Source organism: Streptomyces sp. NPDC044033, assembly GCF_056434425.1.
The window spans coordinates 230923-256600 of record NZ_JBWKFF010000012.1 but is presented as its reverse complement, the minus strand read 5'-3'; the positions used below and the strand labels follow the sequence as shown (position 1 = coordinate 256600).

Here is a 25678-nt window from a genome sequence, read left to right as displayed (position 1 = left end):
CAAGGGCGAGGTTAAGGGGGAACGGCACCGCACCCCCCCCCCCCCCCCCCCCCCCCTCCCCCCCCCTCCCCCGCGCTCACCCCCGCGGCGGGAGCTTCGGTCGCCGGAGGTCCGGGACGGTGGAGTAGTCGGGCGGGGTGGCGGCGCCGTGGCGGTCGAGGAGGTCCAGGGCCAGGCGTACGGCGTCGTCGAGTTGTTTGTGGCGGCCTTCCGCCCAGTCCAGGGGGGTGCGGTCGACCTCGATGTCCGGGTCCACGCCGTGGTTCTCGACGCCCCAGCCGTACGCGTTGAACCACGCCGCGTTCGTCGGCACCGTGATCGCCGTGCCGTCGCCCAGGCGGTGGCGGCCGACCATGCCGACCACGCCGCCCCAGGTGCGCAGGCCGACGACGGGGCCGATGCCCTGGAGCTTGAAGGCGGCGGTGATCATGTCGCCGTCGGAGGAGGTCATCTCGTCGGCGACCGCGACGACCGGGCCGCGCGGGGCGTTGCTCGCGTAGGAGACGGGCTGGGCGCCGCGGGTCAGGTCCCAGCCGACGATGGTGCGGGTCAGCTTCTCCACCACCAGTTCGCTGATGTTGCCGCCCGCGTTGCCGCGCACGTCCACGATCAGCGCGGAGCGCGACATCTCCATCCGCAGGTCGCGGTTGAACTGGGCCCAGCCGGAGCCGCCCATGTCGGGGATGTGCAGGTAGCCGCACTTGCCGCCGCTCAACTCCCGTACGACCGCGCGGCGTTTGGCCACCCAGTCCTGGTAGCGCAGCGGGCGTTCGTCGACGAGGGGCACGATGGCGACGCGGCGGCTCGGGCCCTCGCCCTCCGCCGGCCGGAAGGTCAGCTCGACCGTGGTGCCGCCCGCCGCCGACAGCAGCGGGTACGGACCGGCCACCGGGTCCACCGGACGGCCGTCGACGTGGGTGAGCGCCGCGCCCTCCCGGATGCCCGAACCCGCCAGCGGGGAGCGGGCCTTGGAGTCCGACGAGTCGCCCGGCAGGATGCGCTGCACCGTCCACGCGCCGTCCTTCGTGCGGGCCAGATTGGCGCCGAGCAGGCCGATGGCGCGCTGGTAGTGCGGCGGACCCTCGTTGCGGCGGGCCCCGGAGACGTACGCGTGGGAGGTGCCGAGTTCACCCAGCACCTCGCGCAGCAGGTCCGCGAAGTCGTCGGGGGAGGCGATCCGTTCGACCAGCGGCCGGTACTCCGCGAGCACCCCGTCCCAGTCGACGGAGCACATCCCCGGCTCCCAGAAGTACGCGCGGATGATGCGGCCCGCCTCGTCGTACGCCTGCCGCCACTCGGCCGCCGGGTCCACATCGTGCAGGATGCGGCGCATGTCGATGTAGACGGTCGAGTCGAGGTCGGCGATCTCGTTGGCCGGCACGGCCCGCAGCTCGCCCTCGTCGTGGATGACCATGCGGGTGCCGTCGCCGCTCGGCGCGAACCAGTCCAGGCCGCTGGTGAGTTCGGTGCGCTTCGCCTTGGCCAGGTCGAAGTGTTCGAGGGTGGGGCGGCCCGAGGTGTCGGCCGGGTTGGCGAAGGTCTCGCCGAGCGCGCCCGAGATCGGCCAGCGCAGCCACACCAGCCCGCCGCCGCTGACGGGGCACAGCTCGGAGTACTTGGAGGCCGCCACCGGGAACGGCGTCACCCGGCTCGCCAGCCCCTCCGCCTCCACCAGCACCGATCCGTCGCCCATCGACTCGTCGACGGTCAACGGGTCCAGGCCGCCCGCCGCCGGGCGGCCCTCGGCCGACAGCGCGAAGGGCGACGGCGTCGCCGACGACAGCGGCACCAGATACGGGCGGCAGCCCAGCGGGAAGGACAGGTCGCCGGTGTGCACGTCGTAGACGGGGTCGAAGCCGCGCCAGGACAGGAAGGCGAGATAGCGGCCGTCGCGGGTGAAGACCGGCTGTTCGTCCTCGAACCGGCCGTTGGTGACGTCCACGATCGTCCGGTCCGCGAGCTTGGCGATCTTGATCTGCCGGAGCGAGCGGCCGATGCCGGGGTGCGACCAGGTCAGCCACGCCGAGTCGGGGGAGAAGGCCAGATCGCGCACCGGGCCGTTGGCCGACGCGATCAACTCGCTCACCTCGCCGTCCCCCTCGGGCGACGCGTCCACCAGCAGCAGCCGCCCGTCGTGCGAGGCGACGGCCAGCCGCTCCCCGTCCGGCGCGGCGATCAGCTCGTGCACCCGCCCGAGCCGGCCCGCGGCCAGCCGCCGCGGCTCGCCCTGCCCGCTCGCCCTCGGCAGCTGCGCGATCTCGATCGCGTCCTCGCCCTCGGCGTCCGTGACATAGGCGGCCTGGCCGGTCGACCCGAGGATCTCGGGGAGCCGCACCCGTACGCCCGGGGTGTCGGCGATCGTACGGGCGGGGCCGTCGCGGTGGGTCAGCCAGTACAGGCTGCCGCGCACGCACACCGCGCTTGCTCGGCCCGTGGTGTCCACCGAGACCGAGCTGACGTGCGAGGCGGCCGGGACCTGGTACGAGCGCCGCCCGGCGCGCGGCCCGCCGAGCCGCACATCGAGCCTGCGGGCCGCACCGGCCGGGGACAGGTCGTCGACCAGCCACAGCTCGCCCGCGCACTGGTAGACGACGCGGGAGCCGTCCGTCGAGGCGTGCCGGGCGTAGAAGTCGCCGTGGTCGGTGTGGCGGCGCAGGTCGGAGCTGTCGGGCAGGCAGGAGTAGAGGTTGCCGACGCCCTCGTGGTCGGAGAGGAACGCGATCCGGCCGCCCACGAACATCACCGAGTCCAGGTGCCCGTCCACCTCCGGGACCAGCCGCGTCCCGTGCAGCCACAGCCGCCCCGTCGCGCCGCCCCGGTAGCGCTTCCAGGTGGCCGGTTCGTGCGGCGGCTTCCCGGCGAGCAGCAGCGTCTGCCGCTCGCCCTCCGCGTCGGCGATCGCGATGTCGGCGACCGGGCCCCAGGGCAGCCGGCCGCCGGGGCTGCCGTCGGTGGGCAGGCTGTAGGCCCACGAGAAGTACGAGAACGGCTGCCCGTGCGAGGAGACGGCGAGGATGTCCCCGTCCGGCGACCAGCCGCAGACGCGGGTGTCGGTGGAGCCCCAGTAGGTCAGCCTGCGGGCGGGCCCGCCGCCGACCGGGGCGAGCATGATCTCCGGATCGAGGCTGCGCCACGTCGTGTAGGCGATCTGCCGCCCGTCGGGGGAGAAGCGGGGGTGGCCGACGCGGGTGCGGTCGACGGTCAGCCGCCAGGCGCGCTCGGCGCGCTCGCCCGCTCCCACCAGGGGGGCCACCCACAGATCGTCCTCGGCGGCGAAGCAGAGGAGGTCGCCGCTGAGGTGCGGATAGCGGAGATAACCGCCGTCCGCCCCGAGGGTGGGTGTCATCTGCTGGTCCGGCCGGCCGGTCTCGCGTCCGTCGCTCACCTCTTCATGCTTTCCGCGCGCACCGCCCCCGGCAACTTGAATGGCCGGACTTTCTCGCGTTTATGCGGCCGGGGTATCGCGGCTGGGTTATGCGGCGGGTCCGGGGCGGGTCCGAGGCGAGGCGCGGTGCGGCATCGCCGTGCGGGGCTTGTTCGCGGGGCGGGCCGCCGCCGTGACGCAGAACACCACCGAAACGGGGCTGTTTCGATCACCGGCCGTCTACGCTGATGGTGTACGAAACCGTTTCGTTCATTTGAGCGATGGGTCGGCCGAAGGACGGCGAGGTGTTCCGTGGGGCGCAGCAGACTGACCCCCGAACGGGAGAGCGAGCTGTACCAGGCCGTGATCGACCTGCTCGGCGAGGTCGGCTACGACGCCCTGACGATGGACGCCGTCGCCGCCCGTACGCGCTCCAGCAAGGCCACCCTCTACCGCCAGTGGAAGGGCAAGCCCGAGATGGTCGTCCGGGCGCTGCGCCATGTGAAACCGCACTCGGCCACGTGGGTCGACACCGGTTCGCTCCGCGGTGACCTGCACGCCATCGCGGCCAGCACCGACGACGCCGAGAAGGAGAAGAGCGCCGACCTCATCGGCGGGCTCGTCCACGCGATCCGTGACGACCCCGACCTGTACGCGGCGCTGCGCGAGCTGATGATCGAGCCCGGCATCGAGGAGCTCAACGCCGTGCTCCAGCGCGCCATCGACCGGGGGGAGCTCTCCGCGGACTCACCCGCCCTGGAGTTCCTGCCGCACATGCTGGTCGGCGGGTACGTCACCCGCCCGCTGGTCGAGTCGCGGTGCGTGACCACCGAGTACCTCGGACGCTATCTCGACGCCGTGGTCCTCCCCGCCCTCGGCGTGTAAGCCCCTCAGCCCCCTTCGCACGGCCCCCTTCGTGCGAACCCCCTCCGCACAAATCCACACCGACCCCGCCCGGCGCGCCGCTCTCGTCGCCGGGTCGGCTCCCCACGCCCTGTTTTCGCTCATCCCACCGACGGGAGCACACCTTCTCGTGGCCACCTTCCTCTACAGACTGGGACGCACCGCCTTCCGGCGGCGCAAGCTCGTCGCCCTGATATGGGTGGCGCTGCTGGCGGTCGTCGGCATCGGCGCCGCCACCGCGCCCGCCGCCTCATCCGACAACTTCTCCATACCGGGCACCGAGGCGCAGCGCGCCTTCGACCTGCTGGAGCAGCGCTACCCGGGCGCGAGCGCCGACGGGGCCACCGCGCGCCTCGTCTTCAAGGCGCCGGACGGCCAGAAGATCACCGACCCCGCGAACCGGGACGCCGTCCGCAAGGTCGTCGGCGAGCTGGCCGGGCCGCAGACGGCCTCGGCCGCCGACCCGTTCGCGGCGAAGACGGTGAGCGAGTCCGGCACGACCGCGTACACGCAGGTCACGTACAAGGTGAAGGCCACCGAGCTGACGGATGCCACGCGCGACACGCTCAAGGACGCGGCGAAGGACGGGCGCGGCGCGGGGCTGTCCGTGGAGACCGGCGGCGACGCACTCCAGGCCAAGGTGGAGACCGGGTCCACCGAGATCGTCGGCATCGCCATCTCCGCCGTCGTGCTGGTCATCACCTTCGGCTCGCTGATCGCCGCCGGGCTGCCGCTGCTGACCGCGCTCATCGGCGTCGGCACCGGCGTCGGCGCCATCGCCGCGCTCGCCTCGGTCCTCAACCTGTCGGGCACCACGTCCATCCTCGCCATGATGATCGGCCTCGCGGTCGGCATCGACTACGCGCTGTTCATCGTCTCCCGCTACCGCGCCGAACTGGCCGAGGGCCGCGAACGCGAGGAAGCCGCCGGCCGCGCCGTCGGAACGGCGGGCTCCGCGGTCGTCTTCGCCGGCCTCACCGTCGTGATCGCCCTGGTCGGCCTCGCCGTCGTCAACATCCCGATCCTCACCAAGATGGGCCTGGCCGCGGCCGGCACCGTCGTCGTCGCCGTGCTCGTCGCGCTCACGCTCGTACCGGCGCTGCTCGGCTTCGCGGGCCGCCGCGTCCTCTCCCGCAAGCAGCGCACGGCGGACAAGAACGCCAAGGGCAAGGCCAACGGCGGCACCCGCTGGGCGCGGTTCGTGCTGCGCCGGCCGGTCGCCGTGCTGCTCGCGGGCGTGGTCGGGCTCGGCGTGATCGCGCTGCCCGCCTCCTCGCTGGAACTGGGCCTGCCGGACGACGGCTCGCAGCCGACGAGCACCACCCAGCGCAAGGCGTACGACCTGCTCTCCGACGGCTTCGGCCCCGGCTCCAACGGCCCGCTGATGGTCGTCGTCGACGGCGCGAAGTCCGCCGACCCGAAGACCGCCGCGCAGCGCGTCGAGGAGCGCGTCAAGGGCCTCGGCAACGTCGCCGCCGTCACCCCCGCCGCCTTCAACAAGCAGGGCGACACCGCGCGGCTCACCGTCGTGCCGAAGTCGAAGCCGAGCAGCACCGACACCGAGGACCTGGTGCACGCCATCCGCGGCGAGTCGGCGGACCTCAAGTCCAACACCGGCGCGAAGATCCTGGTCACCGGCGCGACCGCGATGAACATCGACGTCTCGCAGAAGCTCGACGACGCGCTCGTCCCCTACCTCGCGCTCGTCGTCGGCCTCGCCTTCCTGCTGCTGATGGTCGTCTTCCGCTCGATCCTCGTGCCGCTCAAGGCGGCCCTCGGCTTCCTGCTGTCCGTCGTCGCCGCGCTTGGCGCGGTCGTCGCGGTCTTCCAGTGGGGCTGGCTGTCGGGGCTCTTCGGCGTCGAGGAGACCGGCCCGGTCATGAGCATGATGCCGATCTTCATGGTGGGCGTCGTCTTCGGCCTCGCCATGGACTACGAGGTCTTCCTCGTCACGAGGATGCGAGAGGCGTACGTGCACGGGGAGCGGCCCGCGGACGCCGTGGTGACCGGCTTCCGGCACGGGGCGCGGGTCGTCACGGCCGCCGCCGTCATCATGATCAGCGTCTTCGCCGGGTTCATCAGCTCCTCCGAGTCCATGATCAAGATGATCGGCTTCGGGCTGGCCGTCGCCGTCTTCTTCGACGCGTTCGTGGTGCGGATGGCCATCGTCCCGGCCGTGCTCGCGCTGCTCGGCAAGGCCGCGTGGTGGCTGCCGCGCTGGCTCCAGCGGGCGCTGCCGAACGTGGACGTGGAGGGCGAGCAGCTCCAGAAGGAGCTGGCGGCGGGATCGGCGGGGGAGGACGGGAGCGGTACGGGCCCCGACTCCGATCCCGGCTCCGGCCCTGACTCCGGCTCCGGCCCTGACTCCGGACCCGATTCCGACGCGCGGCGGCAGCACAGCCGCGTCTGATACGTCCGGGGCCGCCGCTTGAGCGGAGAGGCGGCCCCGGGCCCGCGCACCCACCCGTGGGGACGGGGCGGGCGCGGACAGCGAGCCCGGCGGCGGCCCCCGGATGACGGGGGACGCCGCCGGGTTCCGCCAGCGGCCTTCCCCATGGGTTCCGGCGGCGGGCGAACTGTGTCGTATGCCATGCCAGGGAACCAGCCATCATGCTCAGCGCGTTTTCCCTAGTCCACACACCAGTGGGCGCGTCGGGGGGCGTACGACGGAAAGGGCTCCTGCGTGAACCTGCTCGATTGGCTGCTGATCCTCGTCGTCCTCGGCTACGCCGTCTCCGGCTTCCGGCGCGGCCTGGTCGCGGGCATCGTGCTGCTCGCCGGATTCCTCGGCGGCGCCGTGCTCGGCGTGTGGGCCCTGCCGTACGCGCTGCGCCCCTTCGAGGCCGGGACGACGACCGCCGCGATCGCGGCCGTCGTCGTCGTCATCCTCCCGGCTGCCGCCGGCCACGCCCTCGCCGGGCGGCTGGCCTGGAAACTGCGGCAGAGACTGACCTGGGCCCCCGTGCGCGGCGTGGACGGCGTCGGCGGCGCCGTGATCAACACCCTCGCCGTGCTGCTGGTCGCCTGGGTCGCCGCCAGCGTCCTCGTCTCGGCCAACTCCTCCGTCCTCTCCTCCCAGATCCGCGACTCCCGGCTGCTCGGCTCGGTGCAGAAGGCGATGCCGCAGCAGGCGCCGACCTGGTTCAGCCGGACCACGGACGCCCTGGCCGGGGCCGGGTTCCCGCAGGTCTTCAACCCCTTCGAGAACGAGCCCGCCACCAGCGTCGCCAAGCCGTCCGGCGACGCCGTCACCCCGGCCGCCACCAAGGCCGCGCGGCGCAGCGTCGTCAAGGTCGAGGGCATCGCCAACGTGGGCGGCGGGCAGCGCGGCCAGGAGGGCAGCGGCTTCGTCTACGCCGAGGGCCATGTGATGACCAACGCGCACGTGGTGGCGGGGGTGAGCGCCCCGACCGTACGGATCGGGGGCGTCGGCCGCGCGTACGACGCCAAGGTGGTGGCGTTCGACCCGAAGACGGACGTCGCCGTGCTCGACGTACCGGGCATGGAAGCGCCCGTACTGCGCTTCGACGACACCGCCGGCCGGGGGAAGCCCGCCGTCGTCGCGGGCTTCCCGGAGAACGGCGGCCTCGATCTGCGCGCCGCCACCGTCGCGGGGCAGGTACGGGCCACCGGGCAGGACATCTACGGCGACGGCGTCACCACGCGGGAGGTGTACCCCGTGCGGTCCACGGTCCGGCCCGGGAACTCGGGCGGTCCGCTGCTGACCCCTGAGGGCAAGGTGTACGGGGTGGTGTTCGCGCGGTCCACGGCCGACGCGGAGACGGGGTATGTGCTGACGGCCAAGCAGGTCGCTGCCGTGGGTGAGGCGGGTGCGAACACTTCTGAGTCGGTGGACACCGGGAGCCGTGCGGCTCGCTGACGGGTGTGTCTTGTCCTCAATCGCCGGACGGGCTGGGGTCGGTGTCCTCAAGCGCCGGACGGGCTGGGTTGGGTGGGCAGGTGTCCTCAAGCACCGGACGGGCTGGGTTGGCCGGGGCGGGTGCTTGGGGGGCGGGTCAGAGCTTTGTCCTCAAGCGCCGGACGGGCTTGAGGGGGTGGGCGTTGGTTCTCGGGTGCTATACCGCTGTTCGTTCTTGTTCCTGGGCGCCCTCGTCCAGGAGTTTCGCGGCCATGTTGTCCAGGGCGCGGTCCAGGCGGGCGCGGTCCTGGGGGTCGGTGATGTCCCAGTCCTCCAGGTGGGCGTCGAGCCAGGAGCGCCAGGCCGCGCCCAGGCGGGCGATCTCCTCCTCGCCCGCGCGCGTCAGTGAGAGGCGGTCGTCGGACAGGCGCAGGTAGCCGCCCTGCGCCGTGCGGGCGAAGGCCGGTTCCAGGACCTCCGGCGGCATGCGGTGCGCGGTGGCGATGGCGCTGAGCGTGGCGCCGCCGCCCACCCGTTCGCGCCAGTGGATCTGACCGAGCGTCCAGGCCTCGGCGGCGGTGAGCCGGGACCCGGATTCGGCGAGGATCTGCCGGCTCACCGGCCCCTTGGCCCTGCGCATGACCCCGGCCACGGACCGTTCCAACTGCCGGTCCGCCTCGCCCGACGAGGGGGCCGCGAAGCCGTCGCCCATGTCGGACGCCCCGGCCCGCGCGCTGTCCCGCAGCGGCACTTCCTTCAGGAACCACGCGACGACGAAGCCGACGAGCGCGACCGGCACCACCCACTGGAACACGTAGTTCACGGTGTCGGCGTAGGCGTCGATGATGGGGCGGGCCTGCGCGGCCGGCAGCCCCGCAAGCCCTTGCGGGCTCTGCGCGGCGGAGGCCGGTACGCCGGGGGCCTCGGCGAGGGCCGACTCGATGTTGGGGCCCAGCCGGTTGCTGTACAGGGTGCCGAAGATGGCCGTGCCGAAGGAGCTGCCGAGCGTACGGAAGAACGTGACGCCGGAGGTCGCGGAGCCCAGCTCGTGGTACGCGACCGTGTTCTGCACCGCGATCGTCAGCACCTGCATGGCCAGGCCGATGCCGAGGCCCAGCACGAACATGTAGAGCGACTCCAGCCACGGGCCGGTCGTGCGCCCCATCGTGGACATCAGATACAGGCCGAACGCCATCACGGCGGTGCCGATGATCGGGAAGATCCGGTATCTGCCCGTACGGCTGACGACGAGCCCGGAGAGCATGGACGTGCCGAGCAGCCCGACGACCATCGGCAGCGTCCGTACGCCCGACATGGTGGCCGACACCCCGTCCACGTACTGGAGGTAGGTCGGCAGATAGGTCATCGCGCCGAGCATCGCGAAGCCCACGATGAAGCTGAGCACGGAGCAGACGGTGAAGACGGGGTTGCGGAAGAGGTGCATCGGGAGCATGGGCTCCGCCGCCCGCAGCTCCACCAGGACGAAGGCCGTGAGCAGCACCACCGACCCGGCGAACAGCCCGATGACGACGCCCGAACCCCACGGGTACTCGTTGCCGCCCCACTCCAGGCCCAGCACCAGCCCCGACGCGCCGAGCGCGACCAGCACGATGCCCATGTAGTCGATGAGGGGGCGGACGGCGGAGCGTACGGCCGGGATCGTACGGGCCGCCATCACGACCATCACGATGGCCACCGGGATGTTGACGTAGAAGCACCAGCGCCAGGTGGCGTGGTCGGTGAAGAGCCCGCCCAGAGTCGGCCCCACGACCGTCGTGACGCCGAAGACCGCGCCGAGCGCGCCCTGGTACTTGCCGCGCTCGCGCAGCGGGATGACGTCCGCGATCAGCGCCATCGCGGTGACCATCAGCCCGCCGCCGCCGATGCCCTGGACGGCTCGGGCGGCCACCAGCATCAGCATGCTGTTGGCCGCGCCCGCCAGGATCGAGCCGCCGACGAAGACGACCGCACTGAGCTGGAAGACCAGCTTCCGGCCGAACAGGTCGCCGAACTTGCCGACCAGCACCGTCGAGACGGTCTCGGCCAGCAGATACGCCGTCACCACCCAGGCCATGTGCCCGCCGCCGCCGAGGTCGGCGACGATCGTCGGCAGCGCCGTCGAGACGATGGTCTGGTCGAGCGCGGCCAGCAGCATGCCGAGCACGATCGTCACGAACACGAGATTGGTGCGGCGCCGGCTCAGCTCGGGTGGGGCAGCGGGGGCCTGCGCGGTGGCCGTGGTCATGGAGACACCTCCCGGGCCCAGCATTTGGGGTGAGTCCGGTGTCCGCCACCCCTGGCGGTGGGCAGAGTGAGCAAAGGGCGTGCATCAGCGTTCCGCACGCTCTTGCGAGACCTTTGCGGACCGGCCCTATCATCGGGCGATCCCTCATGCGGAATGTGTCGCTTTCCGGGTGGGGGAGGGCACAGTCCGGTGCAGGGCCAGGGAACAGCGCACTACCGAGCAGCGCACGACTGAGCAGAGCCGGGCCGCGGCCCGGCGGAAGCGGAGTCCCGCCATGCATGTGCCCGACGGATTCATCAACGCCCCGGTCTCCCTGGCGACCGGCGCCGTCGCCGCCGCGGCGGTCGCGGTCAGCCTGCGCGGCGCGCGCCGCGAACTGGACGAACGCACCGCACCGCTCGCCGGGCTCGTCGCGGCGTTCATCTTCGCCGTCCAGATGCTCAACTTCCCCGTCGCGGCCGGTACCAGCGGCCATCTGCTGGGCGGCGCGCTGGCCGCGATCCTCGTCGGCCCGTACACGGGTGTGCTCTGTATATCCGTGGTGCTGCTGATGCAGGGCGTGCTCTTCGCCGACGGCGGGCTCACCGCCCTCGGCGTCAACATCACCGACATGGCGCTGACCACGACGGTCGTCGCCTACGCCCTCTTCCGGCTGCTGCTCGCCGTGCTGCCGCGGCGCCGGTCCGGCGTCACCGCCGCGGCCTTCGTGGCGGCCCTGGTCTCCGTGCCCGCCGCGGCCGTCGTCTTCACCGCGCTCTACGCCCTCGGCGGGACCACCGACATCGCCATCGGCAAGGTCTTCACGGCCATGGTGGGCGTCCACGTGCTGATCGGCATCGGCGAGGCGGCGATCACCGCCCTGACGGTGGGCGCGGTCGTCGCGGTCCGCCCCGACCTGGTCCACGGGGCCAAGGGCCTCGCGGCCCGGCTGGAGATCCGGCCTCCGGGGGCGGCCGGGGGCGCACCTGCCGGTACGGTCGCGGGCGCCGCCGCCGGTACGGAACACGCTGCCGGTACGGTCTCGTCCGCCGACGGCACGGAAGCTGCCGCCGGCACGGAGTCCGCCGACGGTACGGAACCCGCCCCCCTCGCCGGTGCTGCCGCCCGTACGAGCACGTCGCCCGCCGCGCCCGCCGCCGACGCGACGGTCGAGCCTCCGGCCCCCGCCCGGTCCACCCGGCGCGTCAAGCTCGTCGGGCTCGTCGCCGCCCTGGCCCTCGCCGGGTTCGGCAGCTACTACGCCTCCGCGAGCCCCGACGGGCTGGAAAAGGTGGCCCATGACAAGGGGATCGACCGGAAGGCCGAGGAGCACGCGGCCAAGGGTTCCCCGCTCGCCGACTACCAGGTCAAGGACGTCTCCGACGTCCGCCTGGCCGGCGGGCTCGCGGGGGTGATCGGGGTCGGGGCGACCCTCGTCGTCGGCACCGGGGTCGCCTGGACCGTCCACCGCCGCCGTACGCACCACGCCGCCGCCCCGGCCGCTCCCGCCGCCGACGCCCGCGAGCGAGGGACCGCCTGACATGGGCGCGGGCCACGCGCACCGGCTCTACCGGCACGGCCACTCGCCCGTGCACCTCCTCCCGCCGCACTGCAAGATCGCGGCCGGCTTCTGCTTCGTGCTCGTCGTCGTCTCGACGCCGCGCACGGCGCTCTGGGCGTTCGCCCTGTACGCGCTGCTGCTCGCGGCCGTCGCGGCGGCGGCCCGCGTGCCGCCCGGCTTCCTCCTGAAACGGCTGCTGATCGAGGTGCCGTTCGTGGCGTTCGCGGTGCTGATGCCGTTCGTGGCCGAGGGCGCGCGGGTGCACGTACTGGGGCTGTCGCTCAGCGAGTCCGGGCTGTGGGGCGCGTGGAACATCCTCGCCAAGGGGACGCTCGGCGTCGCCGCGTCCGTGCTCCTCGCCGCCACCACCGAGCTGCGCGCCCTGCTGCTGGGGCTCCAGCGGCTGCGGCTGCCGCCGCTGCTCGTACAGATCGCGTCCTTCATGATCCGCTACGGCGACGTCATCACGGACGAGATGCGCCGGATGCGCGTCGCCCGCGAATCGCGCGGCTGGACGGCGCGCGGCGTGCGCCACTGGGGGGTGCTGGGCAAGTCCGCCGGGGCGCTGTTCATCCGCTCGTACGAGCGCGGCGAACGCGTGCACCTGGCCATGGTCAGCCGGGGCTACGCGGGGTCCGTGCCGGTGATCGACGAGATGGCCGCGACCCGGGCGCAATGGGCCCGCGCCGCCGTACTGCCCGCCGCCGCGCTCGCGGTCTGCCTGATCGGGTGACTCCTCCCCCTCATGAATGAGGGGGCTTCTCGCTATACCGGTGGGGTTTCGCGACGGACCAGCCCGGCCCGTAGAACGTTGATCGCGCCCACCGTGTCCGCGTGCGCCTGGTGGCCGCAATTGACGCAGTGGAATTTTTCCTGGGTGGGCCGGTTCTCCGCTGAGAGATGCCCGCAGTCGGGGCAGGTCCGGGAGGTGTTGCGGGGGTCCACAGCGATCACATCTCGTCCGGCGCTTTCAGCCTTGGCGTGCAGGATCGTCAGGAACACCCCCCACCCGGCGTCCGAGATCGAGCGGTTGAGTCCGGTCTTCGCTGCCGCCCCGTTGGGCAGGAAGCTGCCCAGATGCTCGGGGTCGGGCTTCGGCTCGACGGCCTTGACCATGTTGCGGATCTTGAGGTCTTCGTGCGCGATGACGTCGTGTTCCCGCACGAGGCGGAGCGCGGTCTTGTGCGCGTGGTCGAGCCGCCGACGGCGGACCTTGCGGTGCAGGTCGGCGACCTTCTGGACGGCCCGCTTATGGTTGGCGGTGCGCGTGTCGCGGCGGACGCGGGGAAACTTCGCAAGGGCCCGTTGTGCAGCTTCGAGCTTTGCGGTGGCCTGGCGGCCGTGGCGCGGGTTGGGCACAAACCCGCCGTGGGAGTCGGCGAGGAAGTTGGTTATGCCCATGTCGATGCCGACCATGCTGCCCGTCGCGGGCAGAGATGCGGGCTGGGTCTGCTCGGCGGTCAGAATGACGTACCAGCGCTTGCCTTCCCGCTTGACGGACACGGTCTTGATGTTGCCGGTCACGGGCCGATGCTGGTGGACCTTGACGTGGCCGACGCCTTGCAGGCGGACACGGGTTGTGGGGTCGTGCGGGGTGGAGTTCCACCGGCAGCCGTCGCCGTCCTTGGGGAAGTCCACCGTGTCGAACCAGCTGACCCCACGAAAGCGCGGATAGCCCGGCGCCTCACCAGACTTGACACGCCGGAAGAACGCCTTGAACGCCTTGTCGAGACGGCGCAGAGTGGCCTGCTGCGAGGAGAACGACCACCGCCCCTGACGCTCAGGATCGAACGCCCGGATCTCCTTGAGCTGGGCGGACTGCCGCCCGTACGTGATGCTCGTCTTGGAGCTGTGCCGGTAGGCATCACGGCGTTCCTGCAAGGCCCCGTTGTAGAGCGAGCAGTGATCGCGCAGCATCTCGCCGAGCGCGGCTTGCTGGCCCACGGTGGGCCGCATGAGGAACTTGTACGCACGGATCATCCGGTCCACCTCTCTTCCTGGTCAGCTTCGAGGAGCATACTACCCTTGGTGTATGTCACCTCGATGGGAACCAAACCCCGATGTTCGCACCGGCCGTCACGTCTCCCACAACCTTCACGCTCACTTGGTGTTCGTCACCAAATACCGGCGCGGTGTCCTCGATGACGCCATGCTCAAACGATGTGAGGAGATCATGGGGGAGGTATGCGGCAAGTTCCAGGTGGAACTGCGGGAGTTCAACGGCGAGACCGACCACGTCCACCTGCTCGTGCACTACCCGCCGAAGATCGCGTTGTCCAAGCTGATCAACTCACTCAAGGGCGTCAGCTCTCGCCGCCTGCGCGCCGAGTACACCGACCGGATCAACCAGACCGGGCTGGACTCCGTCTTCTGGTCACGCTCCTACTTCGCCGCCTCGTGCGGGGGCGCACCACTCACGATGATCCGTCAGTACATCGAGCAGCAAGAACGTCCGCTGTGATCCGCGGGCCAGAGCAGTCCTGAGATGCGTTTCCCTCCCCGGCTGAAGCCGGGGATACCCACTCAAGATGAAGGATGGGATGGGCATGGCCCCTGACCCGACAGCGCCCCCCTCACTCGAAGTGTCCGGGCTCGCCTTCGCCTACCCGGACGGCCACCAGGCCCTCTTCGGCGTCGACCTGACCGTCGCCCGCGGCGAGCGCCTGGCGGTGCTCGGGCCGAACGGCGCGGGCAAGACCACCCTCGTGCTGCACCTGAACGGCATCCTCGGCGGCGGCGCCGGCACCGTGCGCGTCGCGGGCCTGCCCGTCGAGAAGCGGAACCTCGCCGAGATCCGGCGGCGGGTCGGCATCGTCTTCCAGGACCCCGACGACCAGCTCTTCATGCCGACCGTCCGCGAGGACGTCGCGTTCGGCCCGGCCGCGGCCGGGCTGCGCGGCCCGGAGCTGGAGGCCAGGGTCGTACGGGCGCTGGAGCGGGTCGGCATGGCGGGCTTCGCGGCCCGGCCCCCGCACCACCTCTCGTTCGGCCAGCGGCGGCGCGTGGCGGTCGCGACCGTGCTCGCCATGGAGCCGGAGATCCTGGTGCTCGACGAGCCCTCCTCCAACCTCGACCCCGCCTCCCGCCGCGAACTCGCCGACATCGTACGGTCGTTGGGCGTGACCGTGCTGATGGTCACGCACGACCTGCCGTACGCGCTGGAGCTGTGCCCCCGCGCCGTCGTGCTCAGCGACGGCGTCATCGCGGCCGACGGGGCCACCCAGGAGCTGCTCTGCGACGACGTCCTGATGCGCGCCCACCGCTTGGAACTGCCCTTCGGATTCGACCCGCGTTCGGTTAACGTTCCGATGCGCTGACCCCGGTCCGCGCGGAGCTGGGGGCGCGTTGCACCATGGAGGTGCAATCAGCGTAATCAGCAGCAATCGGAATCAATCAGCACACGCGGTACACGCACGGTCGGTGCGGGCACCGGCACGGGCACAAGTGGGAGTGCGGTTCAGTGGTGGACGTCCAGGGCACGGTGGCGGACGGTTTCGAACCGGTCCGGGACGCCTTCGCGGCGAACTTCGCGCGGCGCGGCGAGCGCGGCGCGGCGGTAACCGTCTACCGGGCCGGCCGCAAGGCCGTGGAGCTGTGGGGCGGGGCGCGGGACGCCGACGCCGAGGGGCCCGGCGCCGCGCCCTGGGAGCGGCGCACCGCCCAGGTCGTACGGTCCGCCACCAAGGGCGTCGCCGCCGCCGTGCCGCTCCTGCTGCACCAGCGCGGCCTCGTCGACCTGGACGCCCCGGTGGGCCGGTACTGGCCCGAGTTCAAGGAGAACGGCAAGGAACGGGTGCTCGTACGGCACCTGCTCGCGCACCGCGCCGGGCTGCCCGTACTCGACCGCCCCCTGACCCTCGCCGAGGCCGTCGACGGCGTCAGCGGCCCGCGCGCCGTCGCCGCCCAGACGCCGGCCTGGGAGCCGGGCACGGCGCACGGCTACCACGCCCAGACCTACAGCTGGCTGATCGGCGAGCTCGTACGGCGGGTGACCGGCCGGACCATCGGCGGCTGGGTCGCCGACGAGATAGCCGGGCCGCTCGGCCTCGACCTGTGGATCGGACTGCCGGAGGGGGAGCGGGGCCGGGTCGGCCGGCTGGCCCCCGTCGAGGCGCCGGTCCCGCCGGCCTCGCAGGGGCTGCGGGTGCGCCCCAAGAAGTCGGTCGCCGACGCGTACGGCGACCCCGACTCGCTCACCCGCCGGGCCTTCGGCGCCATCGACCCGCCGCCGGACGAGAACGACGCCGCCTACTCCGCCGCCGAACTGCCCGCCTCCGCGGGCGTCGCCACCGCCGAGGCGCTGGCCCGCTTCTACGCGGCGCTCATCGGCCAAGTCGACGGCCACCCGCGGCTGTTCGCGCCCGCGACGCTCACCCTGGCCCGTACGGAGGAGTCCGCGGGCACGGACCGCGTCCTGGTCGTGAACACCCGCTTCGGCCTCGGCCACATGCTGCACGGCCCGGCCTGCCCCCTCCTGTCCCCCGGCTCCTTCGGCCACCCCGGCCGCGGCGGCTCCCTCGCCTTCGCCGACCCCGAATCCTCCATAGCCTTCGGCTACGTCACCAACGGCATGCAGCAGAACATCACGGCGGACCCGCGGGCCCAGGCGTTGGTACGGGCGGTAGCGGCGTCTTTGAAGGCACAGAAGGCGCAACCGTAAGGCCCCGGCATCTCAGCCCGTCAGGGGGCGCCTCCCAGCCGTAGCCGGGGGAGATCGAGGACAGAATCCACCGGCCGTCAGACGGCCGACAACCCCAAGTGCCGTCCCACACGCCACCTTTCACCTCACTGGCGTACTGTCTGTCGGGCGCAGCGACCAGACTCTGGCGAAGGAGCCCGCCGTGCCGAGGTTCGAGGGATACGCAGTCATCGTGACCGGCGCCGGCCGCGGCATCGGCGCCGCCACCGCCGCCCGTTTCGCGGCCGAGGGAGCACGCGTGCTGCTCACCGACCTCGACGGCGTACGGGCGAGGGGCGCGGCCACCGCGCTCCGCGCGACCGGCGCCGAGGCCGAGGCCCTGGCCTGCGACGTCGGCGACCAGTCGGCCGTGGACGTGGCTGTCGCGCACGCCGTGGAGCGGTTCGGCCGGCTCGACGTCCTCGTCAACAACGCCATGTCCTGCCACCCCGATGCCCCGCTCATCGAGGACGAGGACGAGGAGCACTGGCAACGGGACCTCGACACCACCTTGACCGGCGCCTTCCGCTGCGCTCGCGCCGCGATGCCCCACCTGGCCGCGGCCGGCGGCCGCGGCGCGATCGTCAACGTCGGTTCCGTCAACGGCGAGCAGGACTTCGGCAACCACGCCTACAGCGCCGCGAAGGCGGGGCTGGCGAGCCTGACCCGCACCCTGGCGGGCCGTTCGGCGGCGCGCGGCGTGCGCGTCAACCTCGTCGCCCCGGGGACGATCCGTACCCCCAACTGGCGTGGGCGCGAAGACGTGTTGGAGCGGGCGGCCCTGCTGTACCCGCTCGGCCGGGTCGGCGAGCCGGAGGACATCGCGGCGGCGGTTGCCTTTCTCGCCTCGCGGGACGCATCCTGGATCACCGGTGTCACCCTCCCCGTGGACGGCGGCATCCTCAGCGGCAACAGCGGTCTGCGGGGCGTCCTCAAGGGCGAATGAGGGGAAGGAGCCTCGAAAGGCCCTCCCGGCGCCCCTCCGCAGTCCCCTCCGCAGCCCCTCCGCACCGCCCCTGACCTGCGCAATCGGCTGGACCGATGGGGGCATCGTTTTCGTCCCCCAAGCGGGCGTGGACCTGGGGGTCCCGCCGACCGTAACTTCATGTGCGTCGGAGTTACCGAGGCAGGGATTCAAATGGAAACGATATCCCTGGCACGCAGTGGGCGATTCGTCGTCACCAGCGTGTCATCAGACGCCCATATGTGGAACCTGGTCTTTCTCCAGCTTTTGCTGGAAGAACGGGGAGGGGAGGTGATCAATCTCGGCGCCTGCGTTCCGGACGAGATAATCCTCGACGAATGCCGGCTCGCCAGACCTGATGCCTTGGTGGTGAGCACCGTCAACGGCCACGGCCACCTGGACGGGCTCCGTCTTATCCGGAAGATCCGCTCCGATGCCGAACTCGCCGGCCTCCGCGTCGTCATCGGCGGAAAGCTCGGCGTGCGCGGGACGGCGAATGCGCAGTTCAGCGCCGAGCTGGTGGACGCCGGTTTCGACGCGGCCTTCGAGTCCGAGGCCGGACTCGCCGAATTTGATTCTTTTCTTGGTGCTTTGGAGAACAATTCCCGCCGGCGCGAGCTGGCCACTGCCGCGGAAGGAGGTGTGAAATGAACGGCGCCCCGGCGACGAATCCCGGCGCGGAGCCCGTAGGACCGGGCAGCCCGCAGGGCCGCTTCTCCCGATTCGTCCGGCACCACAGCGAGCGGGGCCGGCTGGTCGTACAGCCCCGCATGGGGTTCGCGGACACGGCGGCGATGCGGTCGGGGCTGGCGGCGGTGAAGGCCGCCCGCGGCGCCACCATCGGCACCATCACGGTCGACAGCTACACCCGCGTCAACGACCACGACGCGGCCCGGCGGGCGCTGCGCGACGGCGACGACCTCAATGGCTTCCCCGTCGTGGCGCACGGCAGGGACACCACGCGGGAGCTGCTGGACGGCGTGGCCGGGGGGGACTTCCCCGTGCAGTTCCGGCACGGTTCCGCGCTGCCGCAGGAGCTGTTCCGCGCGCTGGTCGAGTCCGGCGCGGACGCCACGGAGGGCGGACCGATCTCGTACTGCCTGCCCTACAGCCGGGTGCCGCTGCCCGAGGCGGCGGCCGCGTGGGCCGAGTGCTGCCGCATCCTGGCCGACCAGCCGGAACCCGTCCACCTGGAGACCTTCGGCGGCTGCATGCTCGGCCAGCTCTGCCCGCCCAGCCTGCTGGTGGCGCTCAGCGTGCTGGAGGCGATGTTCTTCCGGCAGCACGGGGTGCGCAGCATCTCCGTCAGCTACGCCCAGCAGACCCATCCCGACCAGGACCTGGAGGCCCTCGCCGCGCTGCGCAGGCTCGCCGGGGAGTGGCTGGGCCCCGTGGACTGGCACGTCGTCCTCTACACGTACATGGGCGTCTTCCCGCGCACCGTGATCGGGGCCTACCGGATGCTGGAGGACAGCGCGCGGCTCGCCGTGAACAGCGGCGCCGAGCGGCTGATCGTGAAGACGGCGGTGGAGGCGCACCGCATCCCGACGATCGCGGAGAACGTGGACGCGCTGGAGTTCGCGGCGGCGGTCGCCGAGGACGAGGCGCGCAACCCCCGGCCGGCCGCCGCGATGGCCGGGACCGGCGTCTACGAGGAGGCGCGCATGCTCATCGCCTCGACACTTCAGTTCGGCGACGACGTCGGCGCGGCGCTGGTGAACGCCTTCGCCCGCGGCCATCTCGATGTGCCGTACTGCCTGCACCGCGACAATGCCAACCGCTCGCGGGCCGGCATCGAGCCGGGCGGCGACCTGCGCTGGTCGAACCCCGGCGCCATGCCGGTCGCGGACACCGGCGGCGACCGCCGGCCGGTCAGCGCGCGCGGTCTGATCGACATGCTCGGCTACAACGAACGCCGCTTCGACCGCGAGCAGTTGGTCGGACCCGCACTGAGGAGCCTGCTGTGAGCGCGACGGTGGTGAACGCGACGGTGGTGAACGCGACGGTGGTGAACGAGACGGTGGTGAACGCGACGGTGATGGGCGAGAGGGGCATGAGCGAGAGGGGCATGAGCGAGAGGGGCATGAGCGAGCGGTCGGCGGCGTCCGCCGTCGCCACGGTGGAGCGTGTCCGCCGCGAAGGGCGGGTGCGGGCCGTCGTCAGCCGGGGCATCCGCGGCCTCTCGGCGCGGGACGCCGCAGGACGCTGGCACGGCCTGGACGTCGACGTCAGCCGGGCGGTGGCCGCCGCGGTGCTGGGCGACGCCGAGGCCGTGACCTGGCTGCCGACCGATCCGGCCGGGCGGCTGGAGCGGCTGGCGGCGGGCGAGGCGGACCTGGTGACCTGCAACCTGTCCTGGACGCTCGGCCGGGAGACCGGCGGGCCGGTGCTGTTCGCCGGGGTCACCTGCTACGACGGCGAGGGCTTCCTGGTCCGTACGGCCGACGGGTTCACGGACCCGGCCGAACTGGCCGGCCGGCGGCTGGCGGTGCAGGCCGGCACCACCAGCGCGGCCAACCTGGCCGCCTGGTACGGGGCGCGCGGCCTGAGCGTCGAGCCCGTGGCCCACCCGACGCCGGGGGAGGCCCTGGCCGCCTACGCGGCGGGCGACTGCGCGGCGTACGTGCTCGACCGCATCGCCCTGGCCGGGGCCCGCGCCGAACTGGCCGACCCCTCGGCGCACTCGCTGCTGGAGACGACCATCTCGCGGGAGCCGATGGCGCTGGCCGTGCGGGACGACGACGCGGGGTGGTTCCGGATCTGCCGCTGGGTCTTCCAGTTTCTCCTGGCGGCCGAACACGCGGCGCACGGCGCCGAGGACGCGCGGGCCGCCGCGCTCGCGGCCGAGGAGGCCGCCCGTACGGCGGACGCGCTGGGCCCCTCGCTCGGCCTCGACGACGGCTGGGCCGGCCGCGTCCTGCGGGCCGTGGGCACGTACGGCGACATCTACGAACGCAACCTCGGGACGGCCTCCGGCCTGGGCGTGCCGCGCGGGCTGAACGCGCTGTGGCTCGACGGCGGCCTGCACTACGCCATCCCCGCCTACTGACGCCGCGCCCAACGAATGTGACAGCCTGTCAGGCAAACCCGGCGCTGTCTCCTGAGCCGGACCCGCAGCGCCTCTGTAACCCGCAGCACCTCTGAAACCCGCTGTTCCCCAACCCGTGTCACCCCCAGAGAAGGAGCATGGCATGAGCACGTCAAAATCGGCCTCCTCGGCACCGGCGGCAGCGTCGTCGGCGTCGTCGGCGTCGGCATCGGCGTCAGCAGCGTCGTCGGCCTCGGCATCGGCCTCGGCGAGCAAGGAATCGCGCGGAGCCATCGAACTCACCGCCGCGATGCTCCTGTCCGGCACCCTCGGCGTCTTCGTCGTGCAGTCCGGCGCCTCCCCGTTCAACGTGGTCTTCTTCCGCTGCGTCTTCGGCGCCGTCTTCCTCGGCCTGTACTGCCTGATCCGCGGCTTCTTCAAGAACCACGGCTTCACCGCCAAGAAGCTCGGACTCGCCGCGCTCGGCGGCGTGTTCATCGTCTTCAACTGGGCGTTCCTGTTCGAGGCCTACCAGGCCACCTCGATCTCGGTGGCCACCGTCGTCTACCACACACAACCGTTCTTCGTGGTGCTGCTGGGCGCCATCCTGTTCCGCGACAAGATCACGGCGCACAAGGCCGGCTGGCTGGCCGTCGCGTTCATCGGACTCATCCTGGTCGCCGGCGTCTCCTCGGCCGACCTCAGCGGCGGCGGCACATACATGATCGGCCTCGGCTACGCGCTCCTGGCGGCCCTCTTCTACGGCCTGTCCACCGTCATCACCAAGCGCGTCACCGGCGTCAAACCGCACCTGATCGCCCTCGTCCAGGTCGTCCTCGGCATCCCGCTGCTGCTCCCCTTCGCCACCCTGAGCCAGAGCGCGCACTTCGGCGCCGGCTGGGCCTGGCTGGTCGGCCTCGGCCTCATCCACACCGGCGTCATGTACGTGCTGATGTACTCCGCCTACCAGAAGCTGCCCACCTCGAAGATCGCCGTGCTGGCCTTCATCTACCCGGCCGCCGCCATGGTCGCCGACTGGGCCGTCTACGGGCACCACATCAGCTGGGTGCAGGCCCTGGGCATCCCGCTCATCGTCGGCGCCTCGCTCGGCATCAACCTCGGCTGGCACCCCCGGCTGCGCCGCACCCCGGTCGGCTACCTCCCCGCCGCCGCCAAGGCCCTACAGGCCCCCGATGCCGCTACGTCAGCCACGGCCGTACCGGCTTCCGAGGCCCCCGCGACCGCCAAGAACGCGCCTGCCGCCCCCCGCACCCCCGCCGCCAAGCCCCTGCCGGCCCCCAGCGCCCCCGAGCGCACCACCGTCTGACGCCCCCGAGCGCACCACCGCCCGAGAAGGCCCCGCAGAGCCGCGACACCCCGAACTCACCGCCGCAGAAGCGAACTCACCGCCGCAGGAGAACGCCCCGCACCACCCCGGCACACACCCCGGCACCCATCCCGAGCACCGCCGTCAGAGGAGGACACCATGCCGCTCGTCACCGACACCACAGCACCCCGCATCGCGCTCGTCGGCGCCACCGGCGTCGTCGGCACCACCCTGATCCAGCTCATCGCGGACCGCGGATTCCGCTACCGCTCCATCGACCTCGTCGCCTCCGCCCGCTCCGCCGGCCGCGAGGTGACCGTGGAAGGCCGCGCCTACCGGGTGCACGACCTGGACGGCTTCGACTTCTCCGCCGTCGACGTGGCCTTCTTCTCGGCCGGCGGCTCCGTCTCCACCACCTGGGTGCCCAAGGCCGTCGCCCAAGGCGCGCTGGTCATCGACAACACCAGCGCCTTCCGGATGGACCCGGACACGCCCCTGGTCGTCCCCCAGGTCAACGCCCACGAGCTCGAACGGCGCCCGGTCAGCGGCATCATCGCCAACCCCAACTGCTCCACCATCCCGCTGGTCCGCCTGCTCCGCCCGGTGGAGGACCGCTGGGGCATCCGGCAGGCCGTCGTGTCCACGTACCAGGCCGCCTCGGGCGCCGGCTACTCGGGCATCGACGAACTCCGCGAGGGCGCCCGCGCCGTCCTGGCGGACGCCGACGGCCCCGGCGTCTCGAAGACCTTCAGCCCCTCGCTGGCCTTCGACGTCATCCCCAGCATCGACCGAAGACTGGACGACGGGTTCACCTTCGAAGAACAGAAGATGCTCCAGGAATCCCGCAAGATCCTCGGTCTGCCGCATCTGGACGTCACCGCCACCTGTGTCCGCGTCCCCGTCGTCAACAGCCACTCGGAGGCCGCCTGGATCGAGTGCGACACCCCGGTCGACCGCGACGAGCTGATACGGACCCTGGCCGCGCTCGACGAAGTCACCGTCCACGACCGGGAGGAGCTCGGCGCCTTCCCCACCCCGCGCACCGCGGGCGACCCCAACCGCGTCCACGTCGGACGCGTCCGTATCACCCCCAACAACCCCCGCGCCTTCTGGCTCTGGGCCGTGGCCGACAACGTGCGCATCGGGGCGGCGCTCAACGCCCTCCAGATCGCCGAGGCGCTCGTCGAACGAGGTGTGCTGTGACCCGTGTGACCGCTGAGACCGCTACGACTGCCCGAACCGCTACGCCCGGCGGGACCGCTACCCCCGTCGCCCTGAAGTTCGGCGGCTCCACCTTCGCCACCCACCGCTCGTACCCGGAGCTCGCCCAGGCGCTGGCCGCGCGCCAGGCGAGCGAGCGGCGGCCGCTGGCCGTCGTCGTCAGCGCCATGCCCGGCGAGACGGAGCGGCTGCGCGAACGGCTCCACCAGGTCGACGAGCACCCCGAGGACGAGAGCGTCGCCGGACTGCTGACCCTCGCCGACACCGTCAGCGCCCACCTCCTGACCACCGCGCTCCACCAGCAGGGCCTCAAGGCCACCGTGCTGGCGGGCCACCAGATCGGCCTGACCACCGACAGCACCTACATGTGGGCGAAGGTCCGCGATCTGGACCCGCGGCCCCTGCGGCAGGCGCTGGAGGAGCACGACATCGTGGTCGTCCCCGGCGGCCAGGCCGCCGACAGCGAGGGCCGGCCGACCTGGCTCGGCAAGAACAGCTCGGACCTCTCGGCGGTCCTCGTCGCCGCGGCCGTCGGCGCCGACCGGTGCGAGATCCACTCGGACGTGGACGGCGTGTACAGCGCCGACCCCAACCTGGTCACCGGCGTCCGGCTGCTGCGGCAGGTCGCCTACGACGCCGCCTCCCTGATGTCGCTGCACGGCGCCAAGGTGCTGCACCGCCGCGCGGTGCGGACCGCCAAGAAGCACGGCATCACGCTGGTCTGCCGGCGCAACCGGGCCCCCTTCGAGGAGGGCACCGTCATCAGCTCGGACGGCGCCCCCGCCGCCGCGGTGATCCTCAACCGGCACTCCCGCGTACTGGCCTACGCCGACGCGGCGGACGCCGACCGGGCCCACAGCGTCTTCCACGCCCAGGGCGTGGACACCGTACGGCTGGAGGACGGCCCGCACCTGGCCCTGATCGGCGGCTATCTCGACCTCGAACACTTCCAGCGCCGGCACGGCCTGCCCGAGTCGCGGCTCGTGGGCATCCCGGTGGCCGAGATCACCGGCAGCCGCGTGACCACGCACATCGCCGCCGACGACGTCGAGGCGCAGGAACTCGCCCAGAAGCTGCACGACTCCCTGCCCGTACAGCGCGACGGTATCCGGCCCATCTGAGCACGCCCCACCGGGCGTTTCCCGCACCGCACCTCTCACGCGGCACCTCCCGCACCGCACCGCACCTCTCACACCGCACCGCACCTCCTGCATCGCACCGCACCTCCCGCACCGAAGGAGTACAGCCATGAGCACGCCCGTCGTCGACAACCGCCCGACCACCGAGAACAAGCACGAGCCGAGCGGCCGGCCGGCCCCCGCCGCGCGGCAGCCGGTGAGGACCCTCGGGCACATGGCGCTGCCGGACGCGGTGCGCGATGCCATCGGCCGGCAGCTGGCGGCCGAACCCGATCCGAACGACCGCATAGACCGCGCGATGGCCCGCTACCACCAGATCTTCGCCACCCTGCCGATCGACCTGCTCCAGGAGATCCTCGACTTCGGCCGGCACACCGACACTCCGGGCGTCGGCTACCTCCGCAACCTCCCCGTCGACGCGCACCTCCCCGAGACGCCCGGCGACGGCGGCCCCTCCCGGGACAAGCCGACCTTCGTGGCCGAGGGCGTGCTGCTGGCGCTGTCAGGGCTGCTGGGCGAGCCGGTCGGCTTCCTCACCGAGAAGAACGGGCAGCTCGTCCACGACGTCATCCCCGTCCCCGGCGGCGCCATGACCCAGACCAACCAGGGCTCCACCGTCTTCCTCAACTTCCACAACGACATCGTGCACGACCTCATCGGCCGCTATGACGTGAGCAACCCCGATTTCCTCGTCCTCAGCTGCCTGCGGGCCGATCACGAGGGGATCGCCGCCACCCATTACGCGGACGCCCGCGACCTCGCCCGGGTCCTCGACGACCGCACGCTCGAACTGCTGCGAAGTCCGCTGTTCCGGCTGAACGCGCCGGGCAGTTACGTACGCGACGTGGCCGGCGACGCCGAGGTGCTCTCCGATCCGGTGGCGATCATCAGCGGCCCCGAGGACGCCCCGGAGATCTCCTCGTCGGCCAATGGGGTGCGCGCCATGACCAGTGCGGCGCAGGCGGCGCTCGACCGGGTGCAGTCGGCCTGCCGCGAGGTGGCCCACGAGGTCTTCCTCCGGCCCGGCGAGGCGCTGCTGATCAACAACCGCAAGGGGCTGCACGCCCGTACGCAGTTCACCGCCCGCTACGACGGCGCGGACCGCTGGCTCCAGCGCACTTACGTCCGCCGCAACCAGTGGAGCATCCGCTACCGCCAGACCCCGGAGAACCGCCGCGTCCACTACTGATTCCCCCGCAAGCCCCCTTATCCACCTTGCCACTTGATGACAGCACTCGGCTGAGGGGCCCTGACACGGTCGGTGATGACCGGTCGGGGCCCCTCGGCCGTAGGGGCGCCCGGCGTGCGAGCCCCGGGGGACGCCCCCCCACGCCACCAGAACCCCTCAAACGCTCTTCCTCTCCTCCGAGGGAAAGCCTGCTCTCAGACAACATCTCCCCTCTCCCAACA

19 protein-coding genes are annotated in these 25678 nt (G+C 72.1%); 16 read left to right on the top strand and 3 right to left on the bottom strand.

The window, feature by feature from the left end:
* Window positions 1-76 precede the first annotated feature (76 nt).
* Entirely contained in the window at window positions 77-3346 is a 3270-nt protein-coding gene (locus AC07AB_RS22470; protein WP_478569648.1) for a S41 family peptidase, read from the bottom strand.
* 330 nt (window positions 3347-3676) lie between these two features.
* On the opposite strand from AC07AB_RS22470, the gene AC07AB_RS22465 reads away from it, so the two are divergent.
* From AC07AB_RS22465 to AC07AB_RS22455, 3 genes are all read left to right on the top strand, one after another.
* A complete protein-coding gene (locus AC07AB_RS22465; protein WP_478569608.1) occupies window positions 3677-4249 on the top strand; it encodes a TetR/AcrR family transcriptional regulator in 573 nt (190 codons plus the stop codon).
* A 148-nt stretch (window positions 4250-4397) separates the two neighbouring features.
* Window positions 4398-6677: an MMPL family transporter gene (locus AC07AB_RS22460; RefSeq protein ID WP_478569606.1), complete on the top strand. Its 2280-nt coding sequence runs from the start codon at window positions 4398-4400 to the stop codon at window positions 6675-6677.
* Window positions 6678-6950: 273 nt separating this feature from the next.
* Window positions 6951-8147 carry a MarP family serine protease gene (locus AC07AB_RS22455; RefSeq protein WP_478569604.1) on the top strand — a complete coding sequence of 399 codons (1197 nt, stop codon included), beginning with the start codon at window positions 6951-6953 and terminating at the stop codon, window positions 8145-8147.
* A 196-nt stretch (window positions 8148-8343) separates the two neighbouring features.
* Here the strand turns inward: AC07AB_RS22455 and AC07AB_RS22450 are convergent, their stop codons facing one another.
* The gene (locus AC07AB_RS22450) at window positions 8344-10371 is read right to left on the bottom strand and encodes an MDR family MFS transporter (protein ID WP_478569603.1); all 2028 of its coding nucleotides are present in this window, start codon (window positions 10369-10371) and stop codon (window positions 8344-8346) included.
* Between the two features lie 274 nt (window positions 10372-10645).
* On the opposite strand from AC07AB_RS22450, the gene AC07AB_RS22445 reads away from it, so the two are divergent.
* Window positions 10646-11890 (top strand): energy-coupling factor ABC transporter permease, encoded by a 1245-nt coding sequence (locus tag AC07AB_RS22445; RefSeq protein ID WP_478569601.1) that lies wholly within the window; start codon window positions 10646-10648, stop codon window positions 11888-11890.
* A gap of 1 nt (window position 11891) precedes the next feature.
* The gene (gene cbiQ / locus AC07AB_RS22440; RefSeq protein ID WP_478569599.1) at window positions 11892-12644 is read left to right on the top strand and encodes a cobalt ECF transporter T component CbiQ; all 753 of its coding nucleotides are present in this window, start codon (window positions 11892-11894) and stop codon (window positions 12642-12644) included.
* A gap of 32 nt (window positions 12645-12676) precedes the next feature.
* Here cbiQ and AC07AB_RS22435 read toward each other — a convergent pair whose 3' ends face one another.
* A complete protein-coding gene (locus AC07AB_RS22435; protein WP_478569646.1) occupies window positions 12677-13891 on the bottom strand; it encodes an RNA-guided endonuclease InsQ/TnpB family protein in 1215 nt (404 codons plus the stop codon).
* 52 nt (window positions 13892-13943) lie between these two features.
* Here AC07AB_RS22435 and tnpA point away from each other — a divergent pair, with 52 nt between their 5' ends.
* The 11 genes from tnpA (at window position 13944) to AC07AB_RS22380 (ending at window position 25457) form a co-directional block, all read left to right on the top strand.
* Window positions 13944-14372 (top strand): IS200/IS605 family transposase, encoded by a 429-nt coding sequence (gene tnpA, locus AC07AB_RS22430; RefSeq protein WP_478569597.1) that lies wholly within the window; start codon window positions 13944-13946, stop codon window positions 14370-14372.
* Between the two features lie 85 nt (window positions 14373-14457).
* Entirely contained in the window at window positions 14458-15228 is a 771-nt protein-coding gene (locus AC07AB_RS22425) for an energy-coupling factor ABC transporter ATP-binding protein (RefSeq protein WP_478569595.1), read from the top strand.
* A 143-nt stretch (window positions 15229-15371) separates the two neighbouring features.
* Entirely contained in the window at window positions 15372-16571 is a 1200-nt protein-coding gene (locus tag AC07AB_RS22420) for a serine hydrolase domain-containing protein (RefSeq protein WP_478569594.1), read from the top strand.
* A 181-nt stretch (window positions 16572-16752) separates the two neighbouring features.
* Complete coding sequence (locus tag AC07AB_RS22415) at window positions 16753-17535, top strand: SDR family NAD(P)-dependent oxidoreductase (RefSeq protein ID WP_478569592.1); 783 nt, start codon at window positions 16753-16755, stop codon at window positions 17533-17535.
* Between the two features lie 192 nt (window positions 17536-17727).
* Window positions 17728-18204 (top strand): cobalamin B12-binding domain-containing protein, encoded by a 477-nt coding sequence (locus tag AC07AB_RS22410; RefSeq protein ID WP_478569590.1) that lies wholly within the window; start codon window positions 17728-17730, stop codon window positions 18202-18204.
* The gene (locus AC07AB_RS22405) at window positions 18201-19520 is read left to right on the top strand and encodes a methylaspartate mutase (RefSeq protein WP_478569588.1); all 1320 of its coding nucleotides are present in this window, start codon (window positions 18201-18203) and stop codon (window positions 19518-19520) included. The genes AC07AB_RS22410 and AC07AB_RS22405 overlap by 4 nt, the downstream gene beginning before the upstream one ends.
* Complete coding sequence (locus AC07AB_RS22400; protein WP_478569586.1) at window positions 19517-20602, top strand: transporter substrate-binding domain-containing protein; 1086 nt, start codon at window positions 19517-19519, stop codon at window positions 20600-20602. The genes AC07AB_RS22405 and AC07AB_RS22400 overlap by 4 nt, the downstream gene beginning before the upstream one ends.
* 289 nt (window positions 20603-20891) lie before the next feature.
* Window positions 20892-21908 (top strand): DMT family transporter, encoded by a 1017-nt coding sequence (locus AC07AB_RS22395; protein WP_478569645.1) that lies wholly within the window; start codon window positions 20892-20894, stop codon window positions 21906-21908.
* 159 nt (window positions 21909-22067) lie between these two features.
* Complete coding sequence (locus AC07AB_RS22390; protein WP_478569584.1) at window positions 22068-23111, top strand: aspartate-semialdehyde dehydrogenase; 1044 nt, start codon at window positions 22068-22070, stop codon at window positions 23109-23111.
* A 5-nt stretch (window positions 23112-23116) separates the two neighbouring features.
* Window positions 23117-24250 (top strand): amino acid kinase family protein, encoded by a 1134-nt coding sequence (locus AC07AB_RS22385; RefSeq protein WP_478569582.1) that lies wholly within the window; start codon window positions 23117-23119, stop codon window positions 24248-24250.
* 127 nt (window positions 24251-24377) lie between these two features.
* Window positions 24378-25457 (top strand): TauD/TfdA family dioxygenase, encoded by a 1080-nt coding sequence (locus AC07AB_RS22380; RefSeq protein ID WP_478569580.1) that lies wholly within the window; start codon window positions 24378-24380, stop codon window positions 25455-25457.
* The last annotated feature ends 221 nt before the right edge of the window (window positions 25458-25678 follow it).